The 19,602-nt window shown below is 71.4% G+C and carries 17 protein-coding genes; 3 read left to right on the top strand and 14 right to left on the bottom strand.

The annotated features are described in order from the left end of the window. Positions 1-16 precede the first annotated feature (16 nt). From WFI00_RS00910 to WFI00_RS00890, 5 genes are all read right to left on the bottom strand, one after another. Positions 17-802, bottom strand: a complete 786-nt coding sequence (locus WFI00_RS00910) for a lysophospholipid acyltransferase family protein (RefSeq protein ID WP_336631312.1) — start codon at positions 800-802, stop codon at positions 17-19. Then, positions 802-2,172, bottom strand: coding sequence for a UDP-N-acetylglucosamine 1-carboxyvinyltransferase (murA, locus tag WFI00_RS00905; RefSeq protein WP_336631313.1), 1,371 nt, complete (start codon positions 2,170-2,172; stop codon positions 802-804). The genes WFI00_RS00910 and murA overlap by 1 nt, the downstream gene beginning before the upstream one ends. Before the next feature lie 70 nt (positions 2,173-2,242). After that, a complete protein-coding gene (gene leuD / locus WFI00_RS00900) occupies positions 2,243-2,839 on the bottom strand; it encodes a 3-isopropylmalate dehydratase small subunit (protein ID WP_336631314.1) in 597 nt (198 codons plus the stop codon). Between the two features lies 1 nt (position 2,840). Beyond that, positions 2,841-4,298 (bottom strand): 3-isopropylmalate dehydratase large subunit, encoded by a 1,458-nt coding sequence (leuC, locus tag WFI00_RS00895; RefSeq protein WP_336631315.1) that lies wholly within the window; start codon positions 4,296-4,298, stop codon positions 2,841-2,843. A gap of 183 nt (positions 4,299-4,481) precedes the next feature. After that, on the bottom strand, positions 4,482-5,552 hold the full coding sequence (locus WFI00_RS00890) for a TerC family protein (RefSeq protein WP_336631316.1): 1,071 nt from the start codon (positions 5,550-5,552) through the stop codon (positions 4,482-4,484). 244 nt (positions 5,553-5,796) lie between these two features. On the opposite strand from WFI00_RS00890, the gene WFI00_RS00885 reads away from it, so the two are divergent. Together WFI00_RS00885 and WFI00_RS00880 are read left to right on the top strand one after the other, a co-directional pair. Further along, the gene (locus tag WFI00_RS00885; RefSeq protein ID WP_336631317.1) at positions 5,797-6,357 is read left to right on the top strand and encodes an RNA polymerase sigma factor; all 561 of its coding nucleotides are present in this window, start codon (positions 5,797-5,799) and stop codon (positions 6,355-6,357) included. Beyond that, positions 6,354-7,454 (top strand): DUF4349 domain-containing protein, encoded by a 1,101-nt coding sequence (locus tag WFI00_RS00880; protein WP_336631318.1) that lies wholly within the window; start codon positions 6,354-6,356, stop codon positions 7,452-7,454. The genes WFI00_RS00885 and WFI00_RS00880 overlap by 4 nt, the downstream gene beginning before the upstream one ends. Here WFI00_RS00880 and WFI00_RS00875 read toward each other — a convergent pair. The 3 genes from WFI00_RS00875 to WFI00_RS00865 all read right to left on the bottom strand — a co-directional run bounded on the left by WFI00_RS00875 (position 7,403) and on the right by WFI00_RS00865 (position 10,428). Next, positions 7,403-8,161, bottom strand: a complete 759-nt coding sequence (locus tag WFI00_RS00875) for an SDR family oxidoreductase (protein ID WP_336631319.1) — start codon at positions 8,159-8,161, stop codon at positions 7,403-7,405. The genes WFI00_RS00880 and WFI00_RS00875 overlap by 52 nt on opposite strands. Beyond that, on the bottom strand, positions 8,158-9,198 hold the full coding sequence (locus WFI00_RS00870) for a zinc-dependent alcohol dehydrogenase (RefSeq protein WP_336631320.1): 1,041 nt from the start codon (positions 9,196-9,198) through the stop codon (positions 8,158-8,160). The genes WFI00_RS00875 and WFI00_RS00870 overlap by 4 nt, the downstream gene beginning before the upstream one ends. A gap of 72 nt (positions 9,199-9,270) precedes the next feature. Further along, on the bottom strand, positions 9,271-10,428 hold the full coding sequence (locus WFI00_RS00865; protein WP_336631321.1) for a mandelate racemase/muconate lactonizing enzyme family protein: 1,158 nt from the start codon (positions 10,426-10,428) through the stop codon (positions 9,271-9,273). A 121-nt stretch (positions 10,429-10,549) separates the two neighbouring features. Here WFI00_RS00865 and WFI00_RS00860 point away from each other — a divergent pair, with 121 nt between their 5' ends. Then, positions 10,550-11,521: an aldo/keto reductase gene (locus tag WFI00_RS00860; RefSeq protein ID WP_336631322.1), complete on the top strand. Its 972-nt coding sequence runs from the start codon at positions 10,550-10,552 to the stop codon at positions 11,519-11,521. Between the two features lie 37 nt (positions 11,522-11,558). Here WFI00_RS00860 and WFI00_RS00855 read toward each other — a convergent pair whose 3' ends face one another. Genes WFI00_RS00855 through WFI00_RS00830 form a run of 6 tightly spaced genes read right to left on the bottom strand, consistent with a single transcriptional unit; the run spans position 11,559 to position 19,566 of the window. Continuing rightward, positions 11,559-13,472 carry a right-handed parallel beta-helix repeat-containing protein gene (locus WFI00_RS00855; RefSeq protein ID WP_336631323.1) on the bottom strand — a complete coding sequence of 638 codons (1,914 nt, stop codon included), beginning with the start codon at positions 13,470-13,472 and terminating at the stop codon, positions 11,559-11,561. A 2-nt stretch (positions 13,473-13,474) separates the two neighbouring features. Next, the gene (locus tag WFI00_RS00850; protein ID WP_336631324.1) at positions 13,475-15,094 is read right to left on the bottom strand and encodes a GH39 family glycosyl hydrolase; all 1,620 of its coding nucleotides are present in this window, start codon (positions 15,092-15,094) and stop codon (positions 13,475-13,477) included. Continuing rightward, positions 15,094-16,611 (bottom strand): alpha-N-arabinofuranosidase, encoded by a 1,518-nt coding sequence (locus tag WFI00_RS00845; RefSeq protein ID WP_336631325.1) that lies wholly within the window; start codon positions 16,609-16,611, stop codon positions 15,094-15,096. Before WFI00_RS00845 ends, WFI00_RS00850 begins: the two co-directional genes overlap by 1 nt. After that, positions 16,608-17,705 (bottom strand): Gfo/Idh/MocA family protein, encoded by a 1,098-nt coding sequence (locus WFI00_RS00840; protein WP_336631326.1) that lies wholly within the window; start codon positions 17,703-17,705, stop codon positions 16,608-16,610. The genes WFI00_RS00845 and WFI00_RS00840 overlap by 4 nt, the downstream gene beginning before the upstream one ends. Further along, positions 17,678-18,385 (bottom strand): ThuA domain-containing protein, encoded by a 708-nt coding sequence (locus WFI00_RS00835; protein ID WP_336631327.1) that lies wholly within the window; start codon positions 18,383-18,385, stop codon positions 17,678-17,680. Before WFI00_RS00835 ends, WFI00_RS00840 begins: the two co-directional genes overlap by 28 nt. Further along, positions 18,382-19,566 carry a Gfo/Idh/MocA family protein gene (locus tag WFI00_RS00830; RefSeq protein WP_336631328.1) on the bottom strand — a complete coding sequence of 395 codons (1,185 nt, stop codon included), beginning with the start codon at positions 19,564-19,566 and terminating at the stop codon, positions 18,382-18,384. Before WFI00_RS00830 ends, WFI00_RS00835 begins: the two co-directional genes overlap by 4 nt. Positions 19,567-19,602: the final 36 nt, after the last annotated feature.

Here is a 19,602-nt window from a genome sequence, read left to right as displayed (position 1 = left end):
CTCCGGGCGCTTCCCGTCAGCTCGGGGAGTCAAGACGCCCCGTCTCGCTCTGGCCGTGCACCGCGGGATTCCAGCGTTCGGCCGGCGGCTGCTCGCCGCGCAGTTCGCCCAGGAGGGCCGCGACGTCCGCCATCACGACGTCGGTCGCCGCGACGAGGGCCGCCGACCCGATCTGACCCGAGCCAGGTGCGCGACGATAGGCGTCGAGGTCCACCGCGGGACCCACCCGGACCTGGACTCGCTTGCGCGGAGGCCACAGGCTCAGCTTGCCGTAGCGCGGAAGGATGCGCTGCACCCCCCACGTGGCCATCGGGATCACCGGGATGTCGCCCGCGAGGGCGAGGCGCACGGCGCCGGTCTTGCCGCGCATGGGCCACAGGTCCGGGTCTCGCGTGAGCGAGCCCTCGGGGTAGACGATGACCCCGCGGCCGTGCTCGACGAGGTCTTCGGCCTGCGCGATGGTCTGCTTCGCCGCCGAGGCGGACGACGCCCGGGCGACGGGCACCATCCCCGTGGCGCGCAGGAGCGCGCCGAGCACGGGAACGCGGAACAGGCTCTCCTTCGCCATGAAGCGCGGCGCACGGCCCATCCGCCAGGTCGCCACGGCGATCACGACCGGGTCGAACTCGCTGTAGTGGTTCGGCGCGAGCACGTACGGGCCGTCCATCGGCAGATGCTCCGCGCCGGAGATCTCGATCCGGGTGATCAGCCCCGTGAGCGGGACGACGACCGCCGCGGCGGTCCAGAACACGCTCGGCCGGGTCTTCTCGGCGGACGCACGGCGGCGCGGCGCGGTGCCCATCACGAGACGCGGAAGTCGGCGCCGAGCGCGGTGAGCTTGTCGAAGAACTTCTCGTAGCCGCGGCGGATGATCTCGACGTTGCGGACGATCGACTCCCCCTCGGCGGCCAGCGCGGCGATGACGTAGCTGTAGCCGCCGCGGAGGTCGGGCACGACCACGTCCGCGCCGTGCAGCGGGGTCGGGCCGGTGATGACGGCGGCCTGTTCGAGCGCGCGCCGCGGGACGCGGCGGTCGGGACTGGCGATGCCCTCGGGGTGCACGACGATGTCGGCGCCCATCTTGTTGAGCGCCTGGGTGAAGCCGAGGCGGTTCTCGTAGACCGTCTCGTGCACCGTCGAGACGCCGTGGGCCTGCGTGAGGGCCACGATGAGGGGCTGCTGCCAGTCGGTCATGAACCCCGGGTGCACGTCGGTCTCGACGACGACGGGCTTGATGTCGCCGCCGCGACGGAATCGGATGCCGTCCTCGCGGACGTCGAAGTCGCCGCCGGCCTTGCGGAACACGTTCAGGAAGGTCAGCATCTCCTGCTGCTTGGCGCCGCCGACGAAGATGTCGCCGTCGGTCGCGAGCGCGGCGCACGCCCACGAGGCCGCCTCGTTGCGGTCGAAGATGCAGCGGTGGTCGTACCCCCGCAGGGTGTCGACGCCCTCGATGAAGATGACGCGGTTGGGCTCGTAGGAGATGATCGCGCCCATCTTCTGCAGGACGGCGATGAGGTCCATGATCTCGGGCTCGATGGCGGCGTTGCGCAGCTCGGTCGTCCCGCGCGCCCGGACAGCCGTGAGGAGGACCTGCTCGGTCGCGCCCACGCTCGGGTACGGAAGCGTGATGTTCGCGCCGTGGAGGCCGTCGGGCGCCGACAGGCGGATGCCGCTGGGCAGCTTGTCGACGGTCGCCCCGAACGAGCGCAGCGCGTCGAGGTGGAAGTCGATCGGGCGGTCGCCGATGCGGCATCCGCCGAGGTCCGGGATGAACGCCTGGCCGAGCAGGTGCAGCAGCGGGCCGCAGAACAGGATCGGGATGCGCGACGCGCCGGCGTGCGCGTCGATCTCCTCCATGTGCGCGGACACCGCGCCCCGCGGATCCAGCGTGAGGACGCCGTCGCCGTCGTCCTCGACCGTCACGCCGTGGACCTCCAGGAGCGAGCGCACGACCTGCACGTCGCTGATGTCGGGCACGTCGCGCAGCACGCTCTCGGTCTCGCCCAGAAGAGACGCGACCATCGCCTTCGTCGCGAGGTTCTTCGCACCCTTCACCTCGACACGGCCCGTGAGGGGCCGCCCGCCCCGGATCGTCAGGATCTGGTCGACGCGGTCGGAGCCGTCGCCGCCGGGCTGCGATGCCGCTGAAGCGCTGAGGAGGGTGTTCATTCGATGGGACCTCACATTGTGTATCGAGGGCGGGCCTGCGTCTCCCCGGGTGCGGGGCGCCGGGCTCGGGCTAGCGGACGGGGAGCGTCCGCGGCCGCCACGCCTCTCGGCGCGCCTCGAACTGCGAGATCTTGTCTTCGTTGCGCAGGGTGAGCCCGATGTCGTCGAGCCCTTCGAGGAGCCGCCACCTAGTGTAATCGTCGATGTCGAAACCGACGCGGAGGTCGCCGACCTGCGCCGTGCGCTCCCCCAGGTCGACCGTCATCTCGATACCGGGCTCGGCGGCCAGGGCGGCCCAGATCGCCTCGACGTCCGCCTCGGTGACCACACCGGTGACCAGGCCCTGCTTGCCCGCGTTGCCGCGGAAGATGTCGGCGAACTTGGGGCTCAGGACCACGCGGAAGCCGTAGTCGCGCAGCGCCCAGACGGCGTGCTCGCGGCTGGAGCCGGTGCCGAAGTCGGGGCCGGCGACGAGGATCGACGCGCCGGAGTACGCGGGCTGGTTCAGCACGAACGCGGGGTCCTGGCGCCAGTTGGCGAAGAGCGCGTCGTCGAAGCCGGTCTTGGTCACCCGCTTCAGGTAGACGGCGGGGATGATCTGGTCGGTGTCGACGGCCGAGCGCCGCAGCGGAGCGGCGACGCCGGTGTGCGTGGTGAACTTCTCCATCTCAGGCCTCGACCTTCTCGGCGGTGCGGTCCACCGCGGGCAGGTCGCCCGGGCTCGCGAGACGACCCAGCACGGCGGTCGCGGCGGCGACGAGGGGGGAGACGAGGTGGGTGCGCCCGCCCTTGCCCTGGCGACCCTCGAAGTTGCGGTTGCTCGTCGAGGCGCAGCGCTCGCCGGGGGCGAGCTGGTCGGGGTTCATGCCCAGGCACATCGAGCAGCCGGCGAAGCGCCATTCCGCCCCGAAGTCGGTGAACACCTTGTCCAGGCCCTCGGCCTCGGCCTCCAGTCGCACGCGCGCGGAGCCCGGCACGACCATGACGCGGACGCCGTCGGCCTTCGTCCGACCGTCGATGACGGACGCGAACGCGCGGAGGTCCTCGATGCGGCTGTTCGTGCACGACCCCATGAACACCGCGTCGACCGCGACGTCCTTCAGAGGGGTGCCGGCCCGAAGGTCCATGTACTCCAGCGCGCGCTCGGCGGCGGCGCGCTCGTTCGGGTCGTCGAACGACGCCGGGTCGGGCACGGTGTCGCTCAGCGACACGCCCTGTCCGGGGTTCGTGCCCCACGTCACGAACGGCTCGAGCTCGTTCGCGTCGAGGAACACCTCGGCGTCGTAGACGGCGCCCTCGTCGGACGGGAGCGTCCGCCAGTAGGCGACCGCGTCGTCCCAGTCCTGCCCCGTCGGCGCATGCGGCCGGCCCTGGACGTAGGCGAACGTGGTCTCGTCCGGGGCGATCATGCCGGCACGGGCGCCGGCCTCGATCGACATGTTGCACATCGTCATCCGGCCCTCCATCGAGAGCGAGCGGATGGCGCTGCCGCGGAACTCGAGCACGTATCCCTGGCCGCCGTTGGCGCCGATCTTCGCGATGATCGCGAGGATGATGTCCTTCGCGGTGACTCCGGGCTTCAGGTCGCCCTCCACCGTGATCGCCATCGTCTTGAAGGGCTTCAGCGGGAGCGTCTGGGTCGCCATCACGTGCTCGACCTCGCTGGTGCCGATACCGAAGGCCATCGCGCCGAACGCGCCGTGGGTGGAGGTGTGCGAGTCGCCGCAGACGACCGTGATGCCCGGCATCGTCAGGCCCAGCTGCGGGCCGACGACGTGGACGATCCCCTGCTCCTTGTCGCCGAGCGAGTGCAGGCGGACCCCGAACTCCTCGGCGTTGCGGCGCAGCGTCTCGATCTGGGTGCGACTGGTCAGATCGGCGATCGGCTTGTCGATCTCGAGCGTCGGGGTGTTGTGGTCCTCGGTCGCGATCGTGAGGTCGAGCCGGCGCACGGGGCGGCCCTCGGCGCGCAGGCCGTCGAACGCCTGCGGGCTGGTCACCTCGTGCACCAGGTGCAGGTCGATGTAGATCAGGTCGGGCTCACCGTTCTCGCCCTTGACGACGAGGTGGTCGTCCCAGACCTTCTCGGCGAGCGTGCGCGGACGGTCGGGAATCGTTGTGCTCATGTGTGTGTCTCGTTCTCCAGGAGTGGGGGTCTGCCCGCGACGAACTCCGCGACGAGGGAGGGCTCAGAACGAGGTCTCGTCGCGGCCGCTAAGGAGAAGGCGAGCGATCCGCACGCGCTCACATTACCACCGGGTGCGGGTGGGGCCGCGCCCGGTGACGACGGCGAGGCGCCCGCAGGCGCGTCACGGACCGTCGACCGTCGGCGGTGTCCCCTTCTCCTCCGCCACCGCGTCGGCCGCGGAGGCGGGCGTCGCCGGGGCCGCGCCCGCCGGCATGGCGCGGCGCTCCCGGGCGGAGGCGACGAGGCTCGCGACGGTGGCGACCGCCATCGACAGGACGATCACCCCGAGCGAGGTCCAGGTCGAGATCTCCGGCGCCCACTCGATGTGCTGCCCGCCGTTGATGAACGGGAGCTCGTTGACGTGCATGGCGTGGAAGAACAGCTTCACGCCGATGAACGCGAGGATGAACGCGATCCCGTAGTGCAGGTACTTCAGCCGGTCGAGGAGGTCGCCGAGGAGGAAGTACAGCTGCCGCAGACCCATGAGGGCGAACAGGTTCGCCGTGAAGACGATGAAGGGGTTCTGCGTGATGCCGAAGATCGCGGGGATCGAGTCGATCGCGAACAGCAGATCGGTCATCCCGATCGCGGCGAAGACGATGAGCATCGGGGTGAACATCTTCTTGCCGCCGACGACCGTGCGGATCTTGGCGCCGTCGTAGTGGTCGCTGATGTCGACCATGCGGCGCAGCGTCCGCACGATGAAGGACTCCTGCTTCACCTCCTCGTCGTGGTCGCCGCCGGGGAAGGCCTGACGCCAGGCCGTCCAGATGAGGAAGGCGCCGAAGATGAAGAACACCCAGCTGAACTGCTCGATGATCGCCGCCCCGGCGAGGATGAAGAGGCCGCGCAGCACGAGCGCGATGATGATCCCGACCATCAGCACCTCCTGCTGATAGCGACGCGGGACCGCGAACTGCCCCATGATCAGGACGAACACGAAGAGGTTGTCGATCGAGAGGCTGTACTCGGTGAGCCACCCGGCGATGAACTGCCCGGCGAACTCGTGGCCGGCGAACATCCACAGCAGCCCCGCGAAGACGAGCGCGAGGGTGACGTAGAAGACGACCCAGAGCGTCGACTCCTTCGTGGAGGGGATGTGCGGCCGCTTGAGGATCAGCAGCAGGTCGCCGACGAGGATGAGCACGAGGACGACGAGCGAGCCGACCTCGAACCAGACAGGAAGCTCCATGAGCGCCTTTCGAAAGGGATGACGAAACGTCGAAAGTCTCTCCCCCGCCTCGGCCTCGGCCGCGCGGCGCGTGCCCGGAGCCCCGACGACGGAGCCCGTACTGACGGACACGCGATCCGGGATACTCCCTCTCGCTCGCACAAGGATACAGCCGTCGACCGATGCACAGGTCCGGGAATCGATGCGGATCCGAGACGATGTGGCGGGTACCGACACTGGCAGGGTGGGAACGGACGAGGAGACCATGACCGAGACGACCCTGTCGAGCGACGCGGAGCTCGTCGCCGCCGCCGGCGGCGGGGACGACGCGGCCTTCCGCGCGCTGTACCGCGCCTACGTGCGCCCGGTCTACTGGCTGGCGCACTCCCTGGTCGGGAACGCGGGCGACGCCGAGGACGTGACGCAGGAGACGTTCCTCGCCGCGTGGCGGAAGCTGCCGGGCCTCGAACTGGCCGGTGAGTCGCTCCTCCCCTGGCTCGTGACGATCTGCCGCTTCCAGAGCGCGAACCGCATCCGGCGTCAGCAGCGCGACCGTGCGCACACGGCCGCCGCGGTGGAGGAGACCCTGCCGGCGACGGTGGATGTGGAGAAGCAGGTGATCGACGCCGTGCTCGTCGAGCAGGTCATCGCGGAGGTGGGCTCGCTGAGCCCCCTCGACCGGGAGATCTTCCGGCTCTGCGCGGCCGAGGGCTACGCGTATCAGGCCGCGGCCGACCGGCTGGGCGTCTCGCACGCGGTGGTCCGCAACCGTCTGTCCCGCATCCGTGCGCGCGTGCGCACATCGATCGAACCGGAGGGGACATGACCACCCACGACACCATGCTGCCCGCGCTGGGCGAGGACCGGATCGACGAGATGGAGGCGGCACTGTTCCGGCGGATCGCGGCCGAACGCGGCGACGAGCTCGCCGACGCGCGGCGCGCACGCACGCGCGCCGTCCGACGCGGACGCATCTGGATGGGCGCGGCCGCGGCGGCGTCGGTGGTCGCCGTCGCCGCGCTCATCGCACCCCAGCTCGGGCTCGGCACCGGCGTGACGAGCGCCGGCTCGTCGGCGCCGTCGGTGTCGGTCGCCGAGGACGCCCGGACCTTCGACACGGGCACCGCCGCCTCGGGCGGGGGCGCGGTCGCGGACAGCGTGACGACCCCCCCAGACCGCGTCGTGATCGCATCCGCCACCGCCACCGTGCGCGTGGACGATGCCCGCGCGGCGATCGACGCCATCTCCACCGCAGCGACGGGTGCGGGCGGATACACCGAGTCGATGAGCATCACCGGAACGGACGCGCCGGCGCACGGACCGATCCCGCAGGGCGACGCGATCGCGTTCCCGACTCCGGGCGCCGTGATCGCCGTGCGCGTCCCCGCGGACGCCCTGACGAGCACGCTGCAGGACCTCGCCCGTGTCGGCGAGGTCACCTCCTCGCAGATCAGCCGCAGCGACGTGACGACCCAGTCGGTGGATCTGCGCGCCCGGGCGAGCTCTCTCGAGGCCTCCGTGGCGCGCCTCACGGAGCTCATGGCGCAGTCGACCTCGACCGCCGACCTCATCGCCGCCGAGTCGGCACTCGCCCAGCGGCAGTCCGAGCTCGACTCGCTCCGCCAGCAGCTGACGTGGCTCGACGACCAGGTGCGGATGTCGTCGCTCGTCGTCACCCTCGTCGACACGGAGCCGGCACCCGCGGCGGACCCGGCCGGCTTCGGCGACGGCCTGGTCGCGGGCTGGCACGGACTGATCGCGACGCTCAACGGAGTCGTCGTCGGCGTGGGCTTCCTGCTCCCGTGGCTCGGCGTCGCGGCCGTCGCCGCGGTCGTCGTCTGGGCTGTGCGCGCCGCGGTCCGCCGCCGTCGTCAGCGCCCCAGCCAGCCCCCGTCGACGGGAAGCACGACGCCCGAGACGTAGTCGGACGCCGGGGCGCACAGGAACACGACCGCGCCGCCGAGATCGCGGGGCTCGCCCCAGCGACCCGCCGGGATCCGCTCCTCGATGCTGCGCGAACGATCCGGGTCGGCGCGCAGCGCCGCGGTGTTGTCGGTGGCGATGTATCCCGGGGCGATCGCGTTGACGTTCACGCCGCGCCCGGCCCACTCGTTCGCCAGGGCACGCGTGAGCCCGGCGATCGCCGACTTGGACGCGGCGTAGCCGGGGACGTTGATGCCGCCCTGGAAGCTCAGCAGCGACGCGGTGAAGACGATCTTGCCGCGGCCCCGCTCGAGCATGCTCCGGCCGACGGCCTGCGTCAGCAGGAACTGGCTCGAGAGGTTCACCTGGAGCACGCGGTCCCACGCCTCGGCGGGATGCTGTGCCGCGGGCGCGCGCTCGATCGTGCCCGCGTTGTTGACGAGGATGTCCACGCCGCGGCCCGCGAGCTCGTCGCCGAGGGCCGCGACGGCGTCGCGGTCGGCGAAGTCGCACCTCATCGCGTCGAAGCGGCGGCCGTGCGCCGTCACCGCGTGCTCCGCGGCGCTTCCCGACGCCGCGAGCGAAGCGCTGACCCCGATGATGTCCGCGCCGGCCGCGGCGAGGGCATCCGCCATCGCGAGCCCGATCCCGCGACTGACGCCGGTGACGACCGCGGTACGCCCGGAAAGATCGAACGAATCGTTCATCGCTGCGCTCCGTCGTCCGCCGCCGCATCGACCGCGACGAGCACCTTCAGCGCCCGCCCGGACTCGAGGTCCGCGAAGGCGTCGGACGCAGCCTCGAGGGGGACGATCCGCGTGATCAGGGCGTCGGCGGGGATCTCGCCCGCCGCCAGCAGCTTCACGGCGGTCTCGATGTCCGCCCGCTGGTAGACCCGCGCGCCGAGGATGCGCAGCTCCCTCCAGAACACCTGCATGAGGTCCAGTTCGCGCGGCTGCCCGTGGATGGCGACCACCACGATCGTGCCGCGCACCTTGGCGAGCGAGGTGGCCGCACGCACGGCGGCAGCAGCCCCCGAGACCTCGAAGACGACATCGGCTCCGGCTCCCTCCGTCCATTCCTCGACCCGCGTGCGCAGGTCGTCGGCGGCCGCGTCGAGCGTCGCGAATCCGAGCTGCTCCGCCTGGGCCCGACGGGTCGGGTCGAGCTCGACCACCGTCACCTCGGCTCCGAAGCGGCGCGCGACGGTCGCGATGAGCATGCCGATCGGTCCCGCACCGAGGACGACCACCCGATCGCCGGCCACGAGCTCCGAGCGGCGCACGTCGTGCACCGCCACCGCGACGGGCTCCACGAGCGCGGCATGCTCCAGCGAGAGCGCGGCGGGCAGCCGCACGAGGATGTCCGCCGGCACGTTCCACCGCTCCTGGAGCGAGCCCGGGGTGTCGATGCCCACGAAGTCGAGGTTCTGGCAGACGTGCTCGTTGCCGGCGCGGCATGCGGGGCAGGTCCCGTCCCAGAGCAGCGGCATCACGCTCACGCGGTCGCCGGCGGACCATTCCCCCACGCCGGGGCCGACCGCGGCGACGGTGCCGCTCATCTCGTGGCCGAAGACGAGCGGGGTGCGCACGCGGGCGTCCATGTCGCCGTGGTAGATGTGCAGGTCCGTTCCGCACAGGCCCGTGAACGCCACCGCGATCTGCACCTCGCCCTCCGCGGGAGGGACGGCCTCCGCCGTGGCCGGACGCAGCGTCCGGGGGCCGGTGTACTGGAGTATGCGCATCGCGAGCCTCTCGATCGACGGTCGGAGAGTCGCCGACCTGACTCCTAGCCTAGCGCCTGGGGAGCGGAAAGATCAGATGTATTCATCACTTTCGTCGATGCCGAGTCGCAGACCCGCCCGCTCGGGTCGCACGTGCGGCCCGGCGGGCACGAGCCAGCTCGCCCCCTCCCGGGCACGACGGATCTCCTCCTCGTCGACGGTCACCCCGTGACCGGGCTCGTCGCCGAGCACGATCCCACCGTCGGCGATCTCCTGGTCGATGCGCAGGCCCGTCGGGAGCGCGAGCCCCTGCACCTCCGCGCCCAGGTGGTTCGGCACGGCCGTCGTCGCATGCGCCACGGCGTGGTCGGTGGTGAGCCCGACGGGGCTCACGGGGAGGTCGCGCGCGTGTGCGGCGGCGGCGACGCGGAGGAAGTGGGTGACGCCCCAGACGCACCCGGTCTGCACGATGTCGACACCGCCCGCATCCATCAGGGGACGGTACTGCTCGAGCCCCGACAGGTTCTCCCCCGTCGCCACGGAGGCGCGCACGGCGCCCGACAGGCGCGCGTGCCCGGCGGCGTCCCACCTGCGCATCGGCTCCTCGATCCAGACGAGGTCGAACTCCTCCTCGATCGCCGCGACGTGTCGGATCGCCTGCCCCAGGTGCCACGACTCGTTCGCGTCGAGCATGAGTCCCGGGCGGGCGGCGCGGAGACTCAGCGCGTCGCGCACGATGCCGAGGCGACGACGGTCCGCCGCGACGTCCCGGCCGCCCTTGAGCTTTCCGCTGGTGAAGCCCGCCTCCGCCATCTCGCCGTGGAAGACGGCGAGCGCGTCGTCGTCCAGCCCCATGTCGAGGCCGGACGCATACCCGGGGACGAAGCGGTCGCGCCCACCCAGGAGCCGCCACAGCGGCTCACCGGCGAACTTGGCCTTGAGATCCCACAGCGCCATGTCCAGCGCGCCGATGCCCCCGAAGGTCGCCCCACCGTGCCCCGCCTTGAAGACCCTCGCCAGCATGCGGTCGTAGAGGGATGCGACCGCACGCGGGTCCTCTCCCTCCAGCGCGGGGAAGAGGCGGTCGACGTCCTGCGCCGACCCGGTGCCGACGCCCGTGACGCCCTCGTCGGTGTCGAGGAGCACGATGGGCAGGTCGGTGACCCCCGACGCGATGACACCGTTGACGTCGCCGATCGGACGCCCCCACGAGTGGACGGTGCTCAGCACGCGGTAGCCGGTGATCTTCATCGTCATCCTTCGGTCGACGCGGGCATCGAACTCGATACATCATATGTTAAGAAGGAGATCGGCACCGACACCGCCGCCGCGTCTCTTCGTCGCCCCGGCGGCCCACCCCCGGAGGACCCGTATGCTCTCGCGCACCGGATCGCGCATCCCCCCGCTCACGGAGATCGGGTTCGGGGCGTCCCAGATCGGCAACCTGTACCGTGAAGTCGAGGACGACACGGCACAGCGGGCCGTCGACGCCGCGTGGGAGGCGGGCATCCGCTACTTCGACACCGCCCCCCACTACGGACTCGGACTGTCCGAGCGGCGCCTCGGGACCGCGCTGCGCTCGCGACCCCGTGACGCGTTCGTGCTGTCGACGAAAGTCGGACGAATCCTCGTTCCCGATCCCGGCGGCGCGGGGCGTGCGGACGACGAGGGGTTCGCCGTCCCCGCCACGGCGCGCCGCGTGTGGGACTTCAGCCGCGACGGCATCCTGCGCTCGATCGACGACAGCCTCACGCGCCTCGGACTCGATCGCATCGACATCGCCTACCTCCACGATCCCGACGATCACTGGGAGGAGGCGTCCACGAGCGGCGTCGACGCCCTCGCGGACCTGCGGGACCAGGGCGTCGTCCGTGCCATCGGCGCCGGGATGAACCGGGCGGCGATGCTCGCGGACTTCGTCGAGCGCTGCGACATCGACGTCGTCATGGTCGCCGGGCGCCACACGCTCCTCGACGGGGAGGCGCGCGAGCGCCTCCTCCCCCTCGCCGCCGAGCGGGGAGTCGCCGTCGTCGCCGCGGCGGTCTACAACTCCGGGCTTCTGAGCACCGCCCGTCCGCCCGCGGTCGGCGCGCGCTTCGACTACGACGCCGCACCGACGGCCCTGGTCGAACGGGCGCACGCGATCGCGGACGTGTGCGAGCGTCACGGCGTCGAGCTGCCGGCAGCCGCCGTCCACTACCCGCTGCGGGATCCTCAGGTCGCGTCCGTCGTCGTCGGGATGCGCACGGCCGCTCAGGTGACCTCGACGCTGGCGCGCTGGCGGGCCGAGGTGCCCGCTGCGCTCTGGGACGAGCTGGGCGACCTCGGCCTCCTCCCCGGATGATCCCCGGGGTGATGGTGAGGGGTGAGCGCCGAGCGCCTCAGTCCCGGCGGCGTCGCCCCGCCTCCGCCATGACCCGACGCGCCTCCTCGGGCCACTCGCCGTCGAGCACGACGACGTTGTCCACGAAGCGGTTGCCGTGAGCCGCCGCCTCCGGCGCATGCGTGCGCCCGCCGTCGTTCCAATTGCCGCGGAAGGTGTTCCGGTCGGTGCGCGCGCCACGGTACGTGTTGGTGAACGCCCACACCGGGGTGTCCTGGACCACGTTGCGCTCGACGAGGATGTCGCTGGACCCCTCGTCGAGATAGACGCCGACCGACCCGCCGTTCGCGTACACGTGGTTCTCCGCGATGCGCGTGCCGGGAGCGGAGGAGAGCGTGTAGAGCGCCCCACCGTCGTGGAAGGACGTCTTGGTGTGGTGGATCAGGTTGTGCGTCACGACCGACCCCCTCAGCGTGGTGGGAGTCTCGTACACGGGTTGGAAGGCGTACAGGCCGCGCTCGGCGTAGTCGGCGCTGCCCCCCGGGTCGTGCGCGCCCCAGCCGTAGCCGACGTCGATGCCGTCGTAGGGCAGGTGGGACAGCTCGTTGCGGGTGATCACGACGCCGTCGACGTAGGTGGCGAGGATCCCCGCGTTCTCGCGGTAGTCCGTCGCGACGCGGGTCACGAGGTTGTCGTCGATCACGATGTCGCGGACGGTCATCCGTTCGTCCGACGGATGGTGCGCGTCGGCGGCGACCCCGCCGACCACGATCGCGCCGCCGGAGACCTCGAAGAACTCGTTGCCCCGCACGATCACGTCCGCGACCGCCCAGCCGGCGCCTCCGGTGTAGGTCGCCGCGTCGTTTCCGATGCCGAGCGCGGTCTGACCCAGACACGTGAACACGCAGTCCTCGACGTCCACCCGGTGCGCGGCGGCCAGGCGCACCGCCGCCGGCATCTGCTGCCAGTCGGCCCGCGTCGCCTCGAAGGCGGGACAGCCGTTCTGACAGGTGGTGAGCGCGTCGGCGGGGCGCGGGTAGGCGCGGTCGAGGAACGTCCCGGTCTGCTGGCTCGCGTACCCGACGGATGTGCTCGGCTTCAGCCAGCTGGTGTGCGAGAACCGCAGCCCGGTGAAGACGAGGTCGTGGACGGGCTCGTCGAGGGATCCTGCGATCTCGAGGAGATGCTCGTGCCGTGGGACGACGATGTCGTGCCGGTCCGGATGGTCGCCGGGCTCGACGCGGTACGAGAGCTCCCGCGTGGCCGGATCGAACGCCCACTGGCCCGGCTCCATCAGCGCGTCGACGCCGCGCAGGCTCAGCCGGCCGCCGTCGAACGGGTGCGCGAGGGTGTCGTACCCCCACGTGTTGTTGTCCCAGGCGGGCTGGCTCATCACGATGCGGCCGTCGGCGACGCGGGCGACCGGGCTGATCCGGTGCGTGAAGGAGCCCAGGCAGTGCACCTCCATCCGCTCGGCGCCGGGCAGATCGGCCAGGAAGAAGAGCGCGGGATCGCGCAGCACGATGCCGTCCGCGTCGATCGCGATCTGGTTGCGGTCGATGGGGAGGGAGGGGCGCTCGGCCCCGCGTCCGTCGACGTACAGCTGCCGCGTGTCGCGCACCTCGGGCACGTGGGCGCGGAAGATCCCCGCCTCCTCGTCGTGCACCCGCCAGCCGGAGACCGCCACGCCCCCCGACAGCACGGCGCGCGCCCCGGGCGCCGAGGTCCACACCACCGGCGCCCCCGGCGTCCCCCCGTCGGCCGCCTCGAAGCGCAGCGGTCGCTCGAGCGGCCAGGTCCCCCCGGCGAGCTCCACGACCATGCCGTGATCGCCGGAGCGATCGCGCACCCTGCGCTGCGCCTCGTCGAGGGAACGGATCGGTGCCCGCGCGGTCCCCTCGGCCGCGTCGTCGCCGTCGGGCGAGACGACGATGCGCAGCGCCTCGGGGTGGGCGGAGGGGACCGCGCGCACGCTCACTCCTGCACCAGCGACGCGACGGCCCACGGCTGCAGCTCGAGGTCGATCTCGAGTCGTCCCCCGTCGTCGGCGACGAGCGTGAAGCGCTCGAGGCCGTCGGCGACCTCGCGCAGCGCCGACGTCTGCGGGAGCGTCAGGTTGACCGGCTCTCCCATCCGGTGCCAGGCCTCGGCCACGTCGCCGTGCTCGAGATCGAGCACCTCGACGTGGAACACCGCGCCGGGAGCCAGGCCGTCGAGCGTGTGCCGCACGCGACGGGCGGGACCGTACCCGCGCAGATCGTGCGTCTGCTCGTACGTGTCGCGGGATCCGACGGACCGCGTCCCCATCTCCGCCGGATAGTTGAAGAACACGGCCGAGACCGCACCGGATCGGCTGTCGCCGGCGATGACGCCGTGGTCGGTCGACAGCAGGCGGCGATCCCCCAGCCGCGCCAGCGCGGCGAACGCGTGGAACGTGGGCTTGGGGATGCCCTGTTCGTTGACGATGCCGAAGCCGCCGTGGAAGGGGCCGATGCCGGCGCCGCCCTCCTCGAAGACGTCGGTGAACGTCCAGTAGGAGATCGACTCCGCGAGCTCGCTGCTCTGCAGGTAGGCCCGCACGATGTAGGTCGCCGCGTATACGGTGTCGTGGATGCGGTCGCGGCTGGAGGGCGTCGTCGACCACTCGGTGATGTGCACCTCCGCCTCGGGGTACGCGCTGCCCGCGACCAGTGCGCGCAGCACCGTCAGATCGTCCCGCGTGGCGTCCGCGTACCGACTGATGAGGGTGGCCTCCCCGCTGACTCCGAACGCGTAGTCGGTGGGATAGACGTGGGTCGTGACGAAGTCGACGGGCAGGTCGCGCTCGGCGCACCAGGCCAGGAACTCCTCGATCCACACCGGCTTCCAGTCGAGCGCGTCGACGTCCTCGGCCGCGGCGGTCGCGAACTGCGACTCCAGGTCCTCCGTCTCCCCGTCGTAGCGTCCGTCGGGCACGAACACGCTGGTGGAGGGACCGCCGACCTGCAGCACGGGGTCGATCGCCTTGATCGCGCGGACGGTCGCCGCGTACAGCTCGAAGTACTGCGTCTTGGTGCCGGTCCAGAAGTGCGGGACCAGGTTCGGCTCGTTCCACACCTCGAACTTCCACTGCGAGACCTCGTCGATCCCGTAGCGGTCGATCCAGTGCTCGACCGTCGCGACGACGAGCCGCACCCAGGCGTCCATGTCCTTCGGGGGGCTGGCGTGGGCCTTCCACCAGAACACGGTGTCGTGGTCGGTGGCGAGGTCCCGCGGCATGAAGCCCAGCTCGACGAACGGCCGGGTTCCGGTGGAGAGGAGGAAGTCGAACACCTTGTCGACGTAGGAGAAGGTGTAGAGCTCCTCGCCGAGGTCCGCATCGGGCCCGAATCCGCTTCCCGCACGCGCGCGGTAGACGAACATGTCGTCGTGGAAGAGACCGTGGAACCGCACCGAGCGCATGCCCAGACGGCTGACCGCGTCGCGGAAGTGCTCCTGCCAGTCGGCGCGGAGGGCCTCGTTGGCCCGGCCCGCCCCGACGCAGGCGTTCCAGACGTGGGTGAGTGGCGAGTCCTCGACGGCGAAGCCGTCGATGCGGACGGAGGTCAGCGGCATCAGGCGAGCTCCAGTTCGATGGTCGAGAACGAGTGCGGCGGCAGTGTGACGATCAGCTCGCCGGCCTCCTGAACCGTCTGCAGCGGCTGCGGCGCGACGCGTGACGGCGATGCGGGGTCGTTGTGGTCGGAGGGGCTCGCACCTCCCAGCACCCGGGCGCGGGCGACGGTCGCGGCCCGACCGCGCAGATCGATCCGCACGGTGCAGTCCTCGTCGTACGACATGTGCGTGAGCGAGATCAGCGCCGTGTCGTCCTTCGTCGACGCCGACATCGACACGAGCGGCAGCTCGCCCCCTCGCGCCGTGGCGAGGGGGGTCTCCACCACGAACGCGGGGAGGCTCAGCGCGTCCTGGTGCCCCTTGTTCATCTCGAACACGTGGTAGGTCGGGGTGAGGACGAGGTTCTCGCCGTCGGTGAGGATCATCGCCTGGAGCACGTTGACGGTCTGCGCGATGTTGGCCATGGATATGCGCCGCGCGTAGCGGTGGAACACGTCGAAGTGGATGCCCGCGACGAGGGCGTCGCGCACCGTGTTCTGCTGGAAGAGGAAGCCCGGGTTGGTGCCCTCCTCCGCCGTCCACCACGTGCCCCACTCATCGCAGACGAGGCTGATGCGCCCGTCCGGATCGTAGGAGTCGACCACGGCGACGTGACCGCGCACGACGCGCTCGATGCCGCGGGCGTAGGCCATCGTGTCGTAGAACTGCGTCTCGCTGAACGGCAGGGCCGACTCGGAGTTGATGCCCGACCCGGAGTGCGTATAGAAGTGGAACGACACCGCCTGATAGGACAGGTTGTCGTAGAGCGTCGCGACGTGCGAGTCCACGAGGCTCTTCACGAGCACACGCGTCCACTCGACGTCGTCCTCGTTGGCGCCCGCCGCGATCAGCGTCAGCCGGTTGGCGCCGTGGTCGTGGCAGTAGGTCGCGTAGCGCCGGGCCTGCTCGGCGTAGAAGCCGGCGGACATGTTGCCCCCGCAGCCCCACGGCTCGTTCCCGATGCCCCAGAAGGGCACGACCCACGGCTCCTCACGTCCGTTCTCCCTGCGCAGCCGCGCCATGGGACTGTCGTCACCGCGTGTGACGTACTCGACCCACTCGCTCATCTCCTGCACCGTGCCGCTGCCGACGTTCCCGTTGATGTAGGCGTCGGCGCCGAGCATCTCGCACAGATCCAGGAACTCGTGCGTGCCGAAGTGGTTGCTCTCGACGACGTCGCCCCAGTTCGTGTTGGCGATCTTGGGTCGTGCGTCGCGGGGGCCCACTCCGTCGCGCCAGTGATAGGTGTCGGCGAAGCAGCCGCCCGGCCAGCGCAGGTTCGGGATGTCGAGCGCTCGCAACGCCTCGACGACGTCGCTGCGGATGCCGCGGACGTTCGGGATGGGCGAGTCCTCGCCCACCCAGAACCCCTCGTAGATGCACCGACCGAGGTGCTCGGCGAAGTGGCCGTAGATGTGCCGGCTGATGCGGTCGCCGCGGACATCGAGGTCGACGACGGCGCGTGCGGAAGCGGTCATGGGGTGGTTCTCCAGTGGGATCGTTCGGTCAGGGGGACCGGCGACGGGCGCTCGGCCGTGGTGGTGAGGGCGATGCTGCGCCGCTCCCGCGCGGATGCGTCGAGGGCGCTCATGATCTCGAGGACGTGGAGCGCCACGGCGCCGCCGGCGCGACCGGCGCCCTCTCCCCCGCGGACGAAGTCGAGCAGGCCGATCCCCCGGCCCGCGCCCCGGTAGCCGGCGCGCGGCGCGAGGACGGTCCAGTCCGGATCGCCGGGGCGACGCAGCGACACGTCTCCGTCGAAGAGGTTGGGATCCGGAAGCGCGAGCGACCCCGTCTCGCCGTGCACCTCGATCGGTGCGGCATGAGTGCCCGCGGCGTCGAAGCTGAAGGTGACCGTCGACACCGCGCCTCCGACGTGCTCGAGCACCCCGGTGACGTGGGTGTCGATCTCGACCGGGATGCGCTCGCCGGCCCGGGGACCGGACCCGATCGTGCGCTCGTCGCGGGAGCGGGTGGACGCACCGGTGACCCGGGCGACGGGACCGAGCAGGTGGAACAGCGCCGTGAGGTAGTACGGGCCCATGTCGAAGAGCGGCCCGCCGCCGGCGCGATAGTAGAAGTCCGGGTGCGGGTGCCACGCCTCGTGACCCGAGGAGACCCATGTCGCCACCGCCGAGACGGGACGTCCGATCTCGCCCGCGTCGACGACGGCCCGCGCCGTCTGGACCCCGGTGCCCAGCGCCGTGTCGGGCGCCGCGCCGACCCACAGCGGGCCCGCCGCCGCGACGACGTCGACGGCCTCGCCGAAGGTCGCCGCCAGCGGCTTCTCGCCGTAGACGTTCTTCCCGGCGCGCAGCGCCGCCCGGGCGACCTCGCCGTGCGCGGCGGGGATGGTGAGGTTCAGGACCGTCTGGACGGCGGGGTCGGCGACGAGCTCGTCGACCGTCAGCGCGCGCGCCCCCGGGAACCGATCGGCGACCGCCTGGGCGCGCGCGGCGTCCAGGTCCGCCGTCGCGGCGATGCGCACCGCGCCGTCCTCACCCAGCGTCTCGAGGTACTGCCCCGAGATGACGCCGAGACCGACTATTCCGATGCCGTGCGGCTGGCCCACAGCATTCCCCTTTCGATGATGGTGCGTACGTTGAGGTCGCGGAGCACGACGAGGCTGTGCCCCGGCGTCGCGACGAAGATCCGTCCCCGTCCCCACTGCCGGGTCCACACGGCCGGCGAGGTGTGCGGCCGATGCCACGGCAGGTAGGGCTGGGCGGGGTGGGTCGTGGTGGCGAGGACGTCGTTGAGCTCGTCCGTCAGCACCCAGTACTGCTCGGTGGTGAGCGTGAAGTCCTCGATGCCCGCCATGATCTCCGACGCGCGACCCGCATCGGTGAGATCGACCGTGTAGGGCAGGTAGTTGTCCGTCTCGTCGCCGACACGGGCGTCGGGGTGCTTCGGCGGATGCGTGGCGAACTGCCCGCCGATCAGCTGCAGGTAGTCCGAGCTCTCGCGGTAGGAGTCGGCGATGCCGCCGTGCCAGCCGGCCAGCCCCGTGCCGCGCTCGACCGCGTCGCGCAGCCCCGCCACGGCCTCCCCCGAGATCTCGGACATCGTCACCGACTGGACGATCAGATCGGTGCGGTCCATGGTCTCGCGGTCGGCGTAGACCTCGTTGTCCTCCTCGACCCGCACCTCGAAGCCGTTGCTCTCGAGGAACGGGATGAACAGCTCGGTCGCCTCGACGGGCTTGTGCCCCTCCCACCCGCCTCGGACGACGAGGGCGTGACGTGCGGTCATGATCGGATTCCTTCCACCTGGATCTGCCTGCTCTCTGATCGGGCGCTGCGCTCGACGGCGTCGAGGACGCGCTGCACCTGGGCGGCCTCCGCGAACGAGGGATGCGCCGGGATCTCCCCCGCGACGGCGCGGACGAAGTCGACGCTCTGGTGCGTGAAGAGGTGCTCATAGCCGAGGCCGTGCCCCGCCGGCCACCAGGCGCCCGCGTACGGATGCTCCGGCTCGGTCACGTCGATGCGGCGGAAGCCCTGCTCGGCCGCGGGGAGGGTCGCATCGGCGAACTGGAGCTCGTTCAGGCGCGAGAAATCGAACGCGACGGCTCCGCGGTCCCCGCTCAGCTCGATGCGGTTGGCGTTGCGGTGTCCGGTCGCCATGCGCGTCGCCTCGAACACCCCCAGCGCGCCGTCGTCGAACGACGCCGTGAAGGCGGCCGCATCGTCCACGGTGACCTTCTCGCGGGCCGCGCCCGCGCCGGCCCGACCGCCGAGGCCCACCCGCTCGTCGAGCACGGGGCGATCCGTCACGAACGTGCGGGTCGTCGCCGAGACGGCGGTGATGGCGGAGCCCGCGAGCCACTGCGCCGCATCGATGCTGTGCGCACCGATGTCGCCGAGCGCGCCCGAGCCGGCCCGCCGGCGGTCCAGGCGCCAGGTGAAGGGGGCCTCGGGGTCCGTGAGCCAGTCCTGCAGGTACTGGGCGCGCACGTGCCGGATCGTTCCGATCCGTCCGTCCTCGACGAGGCGACGGGCGTACGCGAGCGCGGGGGTGCGCCGATAGCTGAAACCGCACATCGCGACGATCCCCCGCCCCGCGGCCTGCGCTGCTGCGTCGGCCATCCGGTCGGCGTCGGCGGTGTCGTTGGCGAGCGGCTTCTCGCACAGGACGTGGCGCCCCGACTCGAGCGCCGCGAGGGCGATCTCGGCGTGGGTGTCGCCGGGGGTGCAGATGTCCACCGCGTCGATGTCGTCGCGCTCCAGGACGCGGCGCCAGTCGTCGGCGGACTCCGCGATCCCGAAGCGCTCCGCGGCAGCCGCGGTGCGTCCGGCGTCGCTGCCGACGAGGACCACCGCCTGCGGGTCCAGCGGCAGTTCGAAGAAGCGCGGCGCGGTGCGCCACGCGTGGGCGTGCATGCGCCCCATGAATCCGGTTCCGATGATGGCGATCCGCAACGGTGTCGGCATCCTCCCTCTCCCCTCCACGTCGATGGGTGACTGACG

Source organism: Microbacterium sp. MMO-56, from assembly GCF_037146215.1.
Lineage (GTDB): Bacteria > Actinomycetota > Actinomycetes > Actinomycetales > Microbacteriaceae > Microbacterium.
This window is presented reverse-complemented; position numbering and strand designations above follow the sequence as displayed.

Coding starts and splice junctions, on each gene's coding strand:
- WFI00_RS00910 (WP_336631312.1), bottom strand. CDS start 802: ATGGGCACCGCGCCGCGCCGCCGTGCGTCCGCCGAGAAGACCCGGCCG.
- murA (WP_336631313.1), bottom strand. CDS start 2,172: ATGAACACCCTCCTCAGCGCTTCAGCGGCATCGCAGCCCGGCGGCGAC.
- leuD (WP_336631314.1), bottom strand. CDS start 2,839: ATGGAGAAGTTCACCACGCACACCGGCGTCGCCGCTCCGCTGCGGCGC.
- leuC (WP_336631315.1), bottom strand. CDS start 4,298: ATGAGCACAACGATTCCCGACCGTCCGCGCACGCTCGCCGAGAAGGTC.
- WFI00_RS00890 (WP_336631316.1), bottom strand. CDS start 5,552: ATGGAGCTTCCTGTCTGGTTCGAGGTCGGCTCGCTCGTCGTCCTCGTG.
- WFI00_RS00885 (WP_336631317.1), top strand. CDS start 5,797: ATGACCGAGACGACCCTGTCGAGCGACGCGGAGCTCGTCGCCGCCGCC.
- WFI00_RS00880 (WP_336631318.1), top strand. CDS start 6,354: ATGACCACCCACGACACCATGCTGCCCGCGCTGGGCGAGGACCGGATC.
- WFI00_RS00875 (WP_336631319.1), bottom strand. CDS start 8,161: ATGAACGATTCGTTCGATCTTTCCGGGCGTACCGCGGTCGTCACCGGC.
- WFI00_RS00870 (WP_336631320.1), bottom strand. CDS start 9,198: ATGCGCATACTCCAGTACACCGGCCCCCGGACGCTGCGTCCGGCCACG.
- WFI00_RS00865 (WP_336631321.1), bottom strand. CDS start 10,428: ATGAAGATCACCGGCTACCGCGTGCTGAGCACCGTCCACTCGTGGGGG.
- WFI00_RS00860 (WP_336631322.1), top strand. CDS start 10,550: ATGCTCTCGCGCACCGGATCGCGCATCCCCCCGCTCACGGAGATCGGG.
- WFI00_RS00850 (WP_336631324.1), bottom strand. CDS start 15,094: ATGCCGCTGACCTCCGTCCGCATCGACGGCTTCGCCGTCGAGGACTCG.
- WFI00_RS00845 (WP_336631325.1), bottom strand. CDS start 16,611: ATGACCGCTTCCGCACGCGCCGTCGTCGACCTCGATGTCCGCGGCGAC.
- WFI00_RS00835 (WP_336631327.1), bottom strand. CDS start 18,385: ATGACCGCACGTCACGCCCTCGTCGTCCGAGGCGGGTGGGAGGGGCAC.
- WFI00_RS00830 (WP_336631328.1), bottom strand. CDS start 19,566: ATGCCGACACCGTTGCGGATCGCCATCATCGGAACCGGATTCATGGGG.